Below are 9,517 nucleotides of genomic sequence, written 5' to 3'. Positions count from 1 at the left end.
CCACCGCGGTCGTCACGACGCTCGAACGAACGACCGCCACGGTCGCCGCCCCGGTCGTCACGACGCTCGTCACGGCGGAAGCCGTCCCGGCGCTCGGGGCGCTCGGTGTCGCGTGCGGTCGGCTGCTCCGGCAGCGAGACCTCGGCCTGGGCCGACGCCTCGGTGGCCGCCTCGGCCACCGCCGCCTCCGGGTCCTCGCCGCGCTCGCGGGCGGCCCTGGCGACCAGCCGGTCCGCCTCGCCGCGCAGCTCGGAGGCGCGGCGCTGCGCCCGCTCCAGCTCCTTGGTGAGCTGGGTGACCTCACGCTCGGCCTGCTGCGCCGCGTTGCCCGCCGACTCGGCCTGGACCTCGGTCATCGACCGGGCGCCGGTGATCTCGGCGACCTCCGGGTCGAAGGCCGCGCCGCCCTGGATGATGTGACGCGTGGCGTCCACGCCCGCGTCCTCCATCAGCCGGAAGATCTGGCGCCGCTGGTGCGGCAGGGACAGCGACACGACGGTGCCGGTGCGGCCGGCCCGCGCCGTACGGCCGGCCCGGTGCAGGTAGTCCTTGTGGTCGCCGGCCGGGTCCACGTTCAGCACCAGGTCGATGCCGTCGACGTGGATACCGCGCGCGGCGACGTCCGTGGCGACGAGGACGTTGACGTAGCCGTCCTTGAAGTCGGCCAGCGTCCGGGTGCGCGCACCCTGCGTCATGCCGCCGTGCAGCGCCTCGGCCTTGGCGCCCGCGTCGCGCAGCTGCTCGGCGACCCGGTCCGCGCCCAGCTGGGTGCGGACGAAGATGATGGTGCGGCCCTTGCGGGAGGCGATGGCCGCGGTGACCGGCGCCTTGTCCTTGGGCTTCACGACCAGGATGTGGTGCGACATCGTCGTGACGGCACCCTGGGCGGCGTCGACCTCGTGGTGGACCGGGTCCTTCAGGTACCGGTCGACGAGCGTCTTGATCTCGTTCTCCATGGTCGCGGAGAACAGCATCCGCTGACCGCCCGCCGGGATCTGGTCGAGCAGCTCGGTGACCTCGGGCAGGAAGCCCAGGTCGGACATCTGGTCGGCCTCGTCGAGGACGGCGATCTGCACGTTCTCCAGGGAGCACGCGCCGCGGTTGATGATGTCGCGCAGGCGGCCGGGGGTGGCGACCAGGACATCGACACCGCGCTCGAGGGCGTAGATCTGGTTGCCCATGGAGGTGCCGCCGCAGACGACCTTCATCTTCAGCCCGAGGACGTCCCCGTACGGCTGGAGTGCGTCGGCCACCTGCATGGCGAGCTCACGCGTCGGCGTCATGATGACGGCGCGCGGCTTGTGCTTCTCGGTCCGGCCGCCGGCCAGCGTGGCCAGCGTCGGCAGACCGAAGGAGAGGGTCTTGCCGGAGCCGGTGCGGCCTCGGCCGAGGATGTCCTTGCCTTCCAGGGCGTCCGGGATGGTCGCCGCCTGGATCGGGAAGGGGCTGGTCACGCCGTTCTGCGCGAGCTTGCGCACGACACCCTCGGGAAGACCGAGGGCGGCGAAGGTGAGCTCGGGGGTGCCGTCGGCGTCGGCGTCGTCCGTGACATCGACCTCGGCGTCGGCGATGACGTCGGTGACGACATCGGTGATGTCGGTGATGACGGCAGTGGTGTCGGTGTCCTCGGTGTTCTCGGGCACGACGACGTGATCAGTACTGGCGATGGGCATACGAATGCGAAACCTTCCGGAGTCTCTTCGGCACGCGCCCGTCAACTCCGTGATTCGCAATCGCAATATGACCGCCTCGATGCGGTCCACCACGGTAAGGGGAGAGTACGCGCCACACGGCGCGCTCTGCAGTGGCGCCGGGCAAATAGGATCAAACGATCTGCCACCATACGCACTCTGTCCCCCCAAAAGCAAACCGGCAGGTCAGCAGGGGTCGAGAGGGGGAACAAGGCAGTGGAGCAGGCTCCGGTCCCTAGCCGGGTGCCTCCGCTTCCCGCGCGGGCGCCCGGTGCGCCAGCTGGGCCTCCGGCGGCTCGTGCGCGGACGAGGACGGCTCCGCGGCCGTCGGCTCGGGCGGGACCGTGGGCTCGGGCGGCACCTGCGTGGGTTCCGGATCGGCCGGCCCGGTCGGCTCCGGCGGCTCCGGCGGTTCCGGCGGGCTGTCGGGGGCCGGGACCGCCGGCTCGCCCGGCCCGCCGTCGTCCTGGGCCGGCCCGCTCGCCCCCGGGGAGGGCGACGCCTCGGCGACGGACGAGGCCTCCGCCCCGCCCTTCTTCCGTTCGACCCGCTCGCCCCTCTCGCCGTCGCCCGCGCGGCGCTCGCTCCCGTCCTCGGCCGCCGCGGCACCGTGACCGCCCTCGCCGCCCGGCACCGCGGGGCCCCCGTCGGGCGCCTCACCTCCCGAACGGCCCGCGGAGTGCGACGGCTCGGCCCCGCCGTCCCCGTCCCCACCGACACTCATACATCCGGCGGCGGCGGCGACGGCCACGACGACGGCAGCCAGGCGGGCGGGTACGTACAAAGGGCGCACGAGGCCACCTCCGGTTGTGATGCTGGGTCGACGTGCCCAACTCCCGCCGCCCGCGGGAGGACACGCCGGCAGCCCGTCAGCAGCAGACCAGTGACAGACCGGTGACCTGCCATTGACCTGTTCCCCGTGCCGAAGCCCCGTGGAGTCCGGCCCCGGCCCCGGCCCCGCTCCTGCGCCCCCAGCAGACGCACGGCCCTCAGGACCGGGCCCGTCGCCCGCTCCCCCGTCGTCCACGGGGTCCGCGTACACCGCCGCTCCGCACGATCGTCCCTGACAATGGTCCTGTGCTGGAGATGACGCGTGACAGGTTCGAAGAACTGGTGAGCGAAGCCCTGGACCAGATCCCGCGTGAGCTGGCGCGGGTCATGGACAACGTGGCCGTGTTCGTGGAGGACGAACCTCCCGCCGACGATCCGGAGCTGCTGGGCCTCTACGAGGGGACTCCGCTCACGGAACGCGGGGAGTGGTACGCCGGGGTCCTCCCCGACCGCATCACGATCTACATGGGACCGACCCTGCGCTACTGCGAGACGGCGGAAGACGTGGTGGACGAGGTGGCCGTGACGGTCGTCCACGAGGTGGCACACCACTTCGGCATCGAGGACGCGCGGCTCCACGAACTGGGCTGGGGCTGATCCGCGCGGCCGCACGAGACGGGCGGCCCGTACGGGCACCGGTCATGTCCAGCCGCCGCCGCGCCCTTCGGCCGGCGACGGCTCCGGCGCAGAGCCGTCGCCGGCCGTGCTGCATCCGCACGAGCCCTGCCGGGCGCCCCGCATATCCGGCGCACCGCATGGGCATACGGGACCAATGGCACGCGTCCCCTCCACGGTCAGGAACCTCCGCCACCGCATCCGGAGGGTCCCGCGAGCCCTCACCCGCCGTCATCGTTCCCCTCGCCCCGCCGCCACGGCGACAGCCGTCACCACCACCCTCGACGCCCGGCCGCCCCACCCCTTCAAGCGCGTCGTGGGGCTGCTCGCCGTCGTTCTGCTGGGCGCCTGGCTCGGCCTGCTGATCGTGGGCAACGTGCGCGTCCCCGTCGGCCCCATGGACACGACCATGACCCTGCGCCCGTCCCTCACGGGCGGCACGAAGATCAACGTCTCCCCCCTGGGCGCCCTCGAACTCGACAGCCACCACGCCCCCGTCCGCCTCGACGTCAACGTCGACCAGCTCGACCCCGCCCGCGCCCAGGCCCTCGTCGACCGCCCCGAGCGCCTCTCCGGACTCCAGGACGAGGTCACCCAGGACATCGCCCGCGGCACCGCCGACCTCGCCGTGCGCTCGGTCGTCGCCGTCGTCACCGGCGCCACCGCCCTCGGCCTCGCCGTCTACCGCCGCCCGCGCCGGGCCCTGGCCGCCGGCGGCCTCGCCCTCACCCTGCTGGCCGCGTCCGGCGGCACCGCGTACGCCTCCTGGAACCCGGACTCCGTCCTCGAGCCCAGATTCTCCGGCCTGCTCTCCTCGGCGCCCTCCCTGGTCGGCAACGCCCGCAGCATCGTCACGGAGTTCGACGTCTACCAGAAGGAGCTGGCCCGCCTGGTCACCAACGTGACGAAGCTCTACGACGCCACCTCCACGCTCCCCGCCTACCAGTCCGACCCGACCACCCTCCGGGTCCTGCACGTCTCCGACATCCACCTCAACCCCGCGAGCTGGGCGATCATCGCCTCGCTCGTCGAGCAGTACCAGGTGAACGTCATCGTCGACTCCGGCGACACCATGGACCACGGCACCGCCGCCGAGAACGGCTTCCTCGACCCCGTCGAGGGCCTCGGCGCCCCCTACGTCTGGGTCCGCGGCAACCACGACTCGGCCGTCACCCAGCGCTATCTGGAGGGCCTCGAGAACGTCCACGTCCTGGACGACGGCCGGGCCGAGACGGTCGCCGGCCTGCGCTTCGCCGGCATCGGTGACCCGCAGTTCACCCCGGACCGCTCCAAGAAGCCCGGCGCCGAGCAGTCCCAGGAACTCGCGGGCGCCCGCCTGGCCTCCGCCCTGCGCGACCAGCGGGCCGCCGGCACCCCGGTCGACGTCGCCGTCGCCCACGAACCGTCGGCGGCGCGCGAGGTCGACGGCACGGTGCCCCTCGTCCTGGCCGGGCACATCCACCGTCAGGAGACGGAGGTCATGAAGTACGGCACCCGGCTCCGCGTCGAAGGCTCCACCGGGGGCAGCGGCCTGCGCGCCGTCGAGGGCAAGCACCCCGACCCCATCGAGGCCTCGATCCTCTACTTCGACCGCGACACCCGCCGCCTCCAGGCCTGGGACTCGATCAGGCTGGGCGGCCTGGGCCTGACCACGGCAGAGGTCAGCAGGCACCTCCCGGAGGAGAACCAACCGGGCGCGTCCCCCTCCGGTTCGCCCTCCGGGTCTTCGTCCGATTCACCCTCCGGATCTCCGTCCGGCACCGCATCCAGCTCCCCGTCCACGGCCTCCCCGTAAACCGTTTTGGCGATCCCTCCCGGCATCACATATGCTTCGGACGTCCCCGACGCGCTGAGAAGCGCCCAGGCGGGCCGATAGCCCTCATCGTCTAGCGGCCTAGGACGCCGCCCTTTCAAGGCGGTAGCACGGGTTCGAATCCCGTTGGGGGCACGCACCACCCTGTGCGACACTGTCGTACGAAGCTTGGTCCTGTGGAGCAGTTTGGAGTGCTCGCCACCCTGTCAAGGTGGAGGCCGCGGGTTCAAATCCCGTCAGGACCGCTGAGGTTTCACGTGAAACCTCGTGGCTGGGTAGCTCAGTTGGTACGAGCGATCGCCTGAAAAGCGATAGGTCGCCGGTTCGACCCCGGCCCCAGCCACCACAGACACCCCCTCCGGGATTCCGGAGGGGGTGTTCTCGTGCACCCGCAGGGGCAAAACCGTTCGCCACTGATTTCCCGAGGATGAGATCCTGGTTCCCGTATGTCCACGCACCCTGCCTCCGCCCCCTCCTCCGGCGCCCCCACCAACGCCTCCCCCGGCGCCCCGACCTTCGGCGCTCTCGCCCCTCGCCTGACCGGGCTCTCGCTGCGCGACGCGCAACGGCTCGGGCGCAGGCTCGAGGGCGCGCGCAAGATCCGTAAGCCGGAGGCCAGGGCCGCCGTGCTCGGCGAGATCGAGGCGGAGGTCGCCAAGGCCGAGGAGCGGATGGCCGGGCGTCGGGCGCGGGTGCCGGCGGTCACGTATCCGCCGCAGTTGCCGGTCAGCCAGAAGAAGGACGAGATCGCCGAGGCGATCCGCGATCACCAGGTGGTGATCGTCGCGGGTGAGACGGGTTCCGGCAAGACGACGCAGATCCCGAAGATCTGTATGGAACTGGGCCGGGGCGTCCGCGGGATGATCGGGCACACGCAGCCCCGCCGGATCGCCGCCCGCACGGTCGCGGAGCGGGTCGCGGAGGAGCTGGACACCCCACTCGGGGAGGCCGTCGGCTGGAAGGTCAGGTTCACCGACCAGGTGAGCCCGGACGCCACCTTCGTGAAGCTGATGACCGACGGCATCCTGCTCGCCGAGATCCAGACGGACCGTGAGCTGCGCGCCTACGACACGATCATCATCGACGAGGCCCACGAGCGGTCGCTGAACATCGACTTCCTGCTCGGTTATCTCGCCCAGCTGCTGCCCAGACGCCCGGACCTGAAGGTCGTCATCACCTCGGCGACCATCGACCCGGAGCGGTTCTCGCGGCACTTCGGCGACGCTCCCATCGTGGAGGTGAGCGGTCGTACGTATCCCGTCGAGGTGCGCTACCGGCCGTTGCTCGAGGAGGACTCGCAGGACGCCGACCGCGATCAGATCACCGCGATCACAGACGCGGTCGAGGAGCTGATGGCCGAGGGGCCCGGCGACATCCTGGTCTTCCTCTCCGGCGAGCGGGAGATCCGGGACACGGCGGACGCGCTGACGAAGAAGGCGTACCCCCGCGCCGGAGGCGCTGACTGGCGCAGCACCGAGGTGCTGCCGCTCTACGCGCGGCTCTCGCACGCCGAGCAGCACCGTGTCTTCCAGCAACACAGTGGCCGCAGGATCGTTCTGGCGACGAACGTCGCGGAGACGTCGCTGACGGTGCCGGGCATCAAGTACGTCATCGACCCCGGGTTCGCGCGGATCTCCCGCTACAGCCACCGGACCAAGGTGCAGCGGCTGCCGATCGAGCCGGTGTCGCAGGCCAGTGCCAACCAGCGCAAGGGCCGCTGCGGGCGTACGTCGGACGGCATCTGCATCCGGCTGTACAGCGAGGACGACTTCGAGACCCGCCCGGAGTTCACGGACGCGGAGATCCTCCGTACCAACCTGGCCTCGGTCATCCTGCAGATGACCGCGGCGGGCCTCGGCGAGATCGAGAAGTTCCCCTTCATCGACCCCCCTGACCACCGGAACATCCGCGACGGCGTGCAGCTGCTCCAGGAACTGAACGCGCTGGACGCCACGCAGAAGGACCCCCGCAAGCGGCTGACGGAGACCGGGCGGAAGCTGGCCCAGCTGCCGGTCGACCCGCGGCTGGCGCGCATGGTGCTGGAGGCGGACCGCAACGGCTGTGTCCGCGAGGTCATGGTGATCGCGGCGGCGCTGTCCATCCAGGACCCGCGCGAGCGGCCGGCCGACAAGCAGGCCCAGGCGGACCAGCAGCATGCCCGGTTCCGGGACGAGACCAGCGACTTCCTCGCCTACCTCAACCTGTGGCGCCATGTGCGGGAGCAGCAGAAGGAGCGGGGCTCCTCGTCCTTCCGGCGCATGTGCAAGCAGGAGTACCTGAACTTCCTGCGGATCCGCGAGTGGCAGGACATCTACACGCAGCTGCGCACGGTCGCCAAGCAGATGGGCATCCACCTCAACGAGGAGGACGCCCCCGGGGACCGCATCCACGTCTCGCTGCTCGCGGGCCTGCTCTCCCATGTCGGGATGAAGGACGTGAAGGAGTCGAAGGACTCCGGCCAGACCGCCCGCAAGGACGGGAGCGGCCGCAAGGACGGCGGCGGGCGCAGCGAGTACGTGGGCGCGCGCAACGCCAAGTTCGCGATCTTCCCGGGTTCGGCGCTGTTCAAGAAGCAGCCGCGGTTCGTGATGTCGGCGGAGCTGGTCGAGACGTCCCGGCTGTGGGCGCGGGTCAACGCGAAGATCGAACCGGAGTGGGTCGAGCCGCTCGCCGAGCACCTGCTGAAGCGCACGTACAGCGAGCCGCACTGGGAGAAGGACCAGGCCGCGGTGATGGCCTACGAGAAGGTCACGCTGTACGGCGTACCGATCGTCGCCCAGCGGAAGGTGAACTACGGCCGGATCGACGCCGAGGTCTCCCGCGAGCTGTTCATCCGCAACGCGCTGGTCGAGGGCGACTGGCGCACGCACCACAAGTTCTTCGCGGACAACCGCCGGCTGCTCACCGAGGTCGAGGAGCTGGAGCACCGGGCGCGGCGCCGCAACATCCTGGTCGACGACGAGACCCTGTTCGACTTCTACGACCAGCGGGTGCCCGGCCATGTCGTGTCGGGGGCGCACTTCGACTCGTGGTGGAAGCACAAGCGCCACGAGCAGCCGGACTTCCTCGACTTCGAGCGCGAGATGCTCATCCGCGAGTCTGCGGAGGCTGTCACCAAGGCCGACTATCCGGACTCCTGGCGGCAGGGTGCCCTCACGTTCCGGGTGACGTACCAGTTCGAGCCGGGTGCGGACGCGGACGGGGTGACGGTCCACGTGCCGCTCCAGGTGCTGAACCAGGTCACGGACGAGGGCTTCGACTGGCAGATCCCGGGGCTGCGGGAGGAGGTCGTCACGGAGCTGATCCGTTCCCTCCCCAAGCCGGTCCGCCGCAACTACGTGCCGGCGCCGAACTACGCGAAGGCGTTCCTGGAGCGGGCGGTGCCCCTCCAGGAGCCGCTGACCACGACGATGGCCCGCGAGCTGAGGCGGATGGTCGGGGTGCCGTTCGACCCGGACGACTTCGACTGGTCCAAGGTCCCCGACCACTTGAAGGTCACCTTCCGGATCGTCGACGAGCGGCGCCGGAAGATCGCCGAGGACAAGGACCTGGAGGCGCTCCGGCTCCGGCTGAAGCCGAAGGCCCGCCAGGCCCTCTCCCAGGCGGCGGCCGCCACGGCTCAACGCGAGGGCGGTGAGTCGCTGGAGCGGACGGGCCTGACCGACTGGACCGTCGGCACGCTGACCCGTGTCTTCGAGACGCGTCGGGCCGGTCAGCCGGTGAAGGCGTTCCCCGCACTGGTCGACGACGGCGACACGGTCTCCGTGCGGCTCTTCGACACGGAGGCGGAGCAGCAGCCGGCGATGTGGAAGGGCACGCGTCGTCTGATCCTGCGCAATATCCCGGTGAACCCCGCGAAGTTCGCATCCGAGAAGTTGACGAACGCCCAGAAGCTCGCCCTGTCAGCGAATCCGCACGGCTCCGTCCAGGCGCTGTTCGACGACTGCGCGACGGCGGCGGCGGACCGGCTGATCGCGGACTTCGGCGGGCCCGTGTGGGACGAGGAGGCGTACCGCAAGCTGTACGACAGGGTGCGCGCCGAGATCGTCGACACGACGGTCCGCGCGGTGGGCCAGGTGCAGCAGGTCCTGGCCGCCTGGCAGGCCTGCGAGCGCCGGCTGAAGGGCGTACGCAGCCCTGCGCTGCTGGCCAACCTCCAGGACGTGCGCACGCAGCTGGACGCCCTGGTGAAGCCGGGGTTCGTGACGGAGACGGGACTGCGGCGGCTGCCGGACCTGATGCGGTACCTGGTGGCCGTGGACCGCCGCCTCCAGCAGATGCCGGCGAACGTCCAGCGGGACACGACCCGCATGGAGAAGGTCCACGAGATGCGGGACGAGTACGCCTGGCTGCTGGAACAGATGCCGCAGGGGCGTCCGGTGCCGCAGCAGGTGCTGGACATCCGCTGGATGATCGAGGAGCTCCGGGTCAGCTACTTCGCCCACGCTCTGGGCACCGCGTACCCGGTCTCGGACAAGCGGATCGTGAAGGCGATCGATGCCGCCGTTCCGTGACGCGAACGGCACGCAGAGTGAGTTCGACCAGCGGGCCACCGCTCCTGTACAGT

Annotated in this window: 5 protein-coding genes and 3 tRNA genes; 6 read left to right on the top strand and 2 right to left on the bottom strand. The window is 70.9% G+C overall.

Going from position 1 to position 9,517, the window contains the following annotated elements; all coding sequences use genetic code 11:
• On the bottom strand, nt 1-1,673 hold a 1,673-nt coding region (locus tag TU30_RS28220), incomplete at its 3' end, for a DEAD/DEAH box helicase (protein ID WP_042175284.1).
• Between the two features lie 253 nt (nt 1,674-1,926).
• Nucleotides 1,927-2,484 (bottom strand): hypothetical protein, encoded by a 558-nt coding sequence (locus TU30_RS28215; RefSeq protein ID WP_042175238.1) that lies wholly within the window; start codon nt 2,482-2,484, stop codon nt 1,927-1,929.
• Between the two features lie 284 nt (nt 2,485-2,768).
• Between TU30_RS28215 and TU30_RS28210 the strand changes: the two genes are divergently transcribed.
• The 6 genes from TU30_RS28210 to hrpA all read left to right on the top strand — a co-directional run bounded on the left by TU30_RS28210 (nt 2,769) and on the right by hrpA (nt 9,464).
• Complete coding sequence (locus TU30_RS28210) at nt 2,769-3,119, top strand: metallopeptidase family protein (RefSeq protein WP_042175235.1); 351 nt, start codon at nt 2,769-2,771, stop codon at nt 3,117-3,119.
• Nucleotides 3,120-3,294: 175 nt separating this feature from the next.
• Nucleotides 3,295-4,932: a metallophosphoesterase gene (locus TU30_RS28205; protein WP_042175231.1), complete on the top strand. Its 1,638-nt coding sequence runs from the start codon at nt 3,295-3,297 to the stop codon at nt 4,930-4,932.
• Between the two features lie 80 nt (nt 4,933-5,012).
• Nucleotides 5,013-5,085 (top strand) — tRNA-Glu (locus TU30_RS28200).
• A gap of 35 nt (nt 5,086-5,120) precedes the next feature.
• Nucleotides 5,121-5,195: transfer RNA gene (locus tag TU30_RS28195), tRNA-Asp, on the top strand.
• A gap of 24 nt (nt 5,196-5,219) precedes the next feature.
• A tRNA-Phe gene (locus TU30_RS28190) sits at nt 5,220-5,296 on the top strand.
• Nucleotides 5,297-5,396: 100 nt separating this feature from the next.
• Entirely contained in the window at nt 5,397-9,464 is a 4,068-nt protein-coding gene (gene hrpA, locus TU30_RS28185; protein WP_042175228.1) for an ATP-dependent RNA helicase HrpA, read from the top strand.
• Nucleotides 9,465-9,517 lie beyond the last annotated feature (53 nt).

It is taken from the genome of Streptomyces sp. NBRC 110035 (assembly GCF_000829695.1).
In the GTDB taxonomy this organism is placed as follows: domain Bacteria; phylum Actinomycetota; class Actinomycetes; order Streptomycetales; family Streptomycetaceae; genus Streptomyces.
Note: the sequence above shows the minus strand (reverse complement) of the source record. Positions and strands in the feature narration are given on the sequence as shown.

Bases quoted from the DNA above. Each gene is read 5' to 3' on its own strand.
- TU30_RS28205 (WP_042175231.1), top strand. From the start codon at position 3,295: ATGGCACGCGTCCCCTCCACGGTCAGGAACCTCCGCCACCGCATCCGG.
- hrpA (WP_042175228.1), top strand. From the start codon at position 5,397: ATGTCCACGCACCCTGCCTCCGCCCCCTCCTCCGGCGCCCCCACCAAC.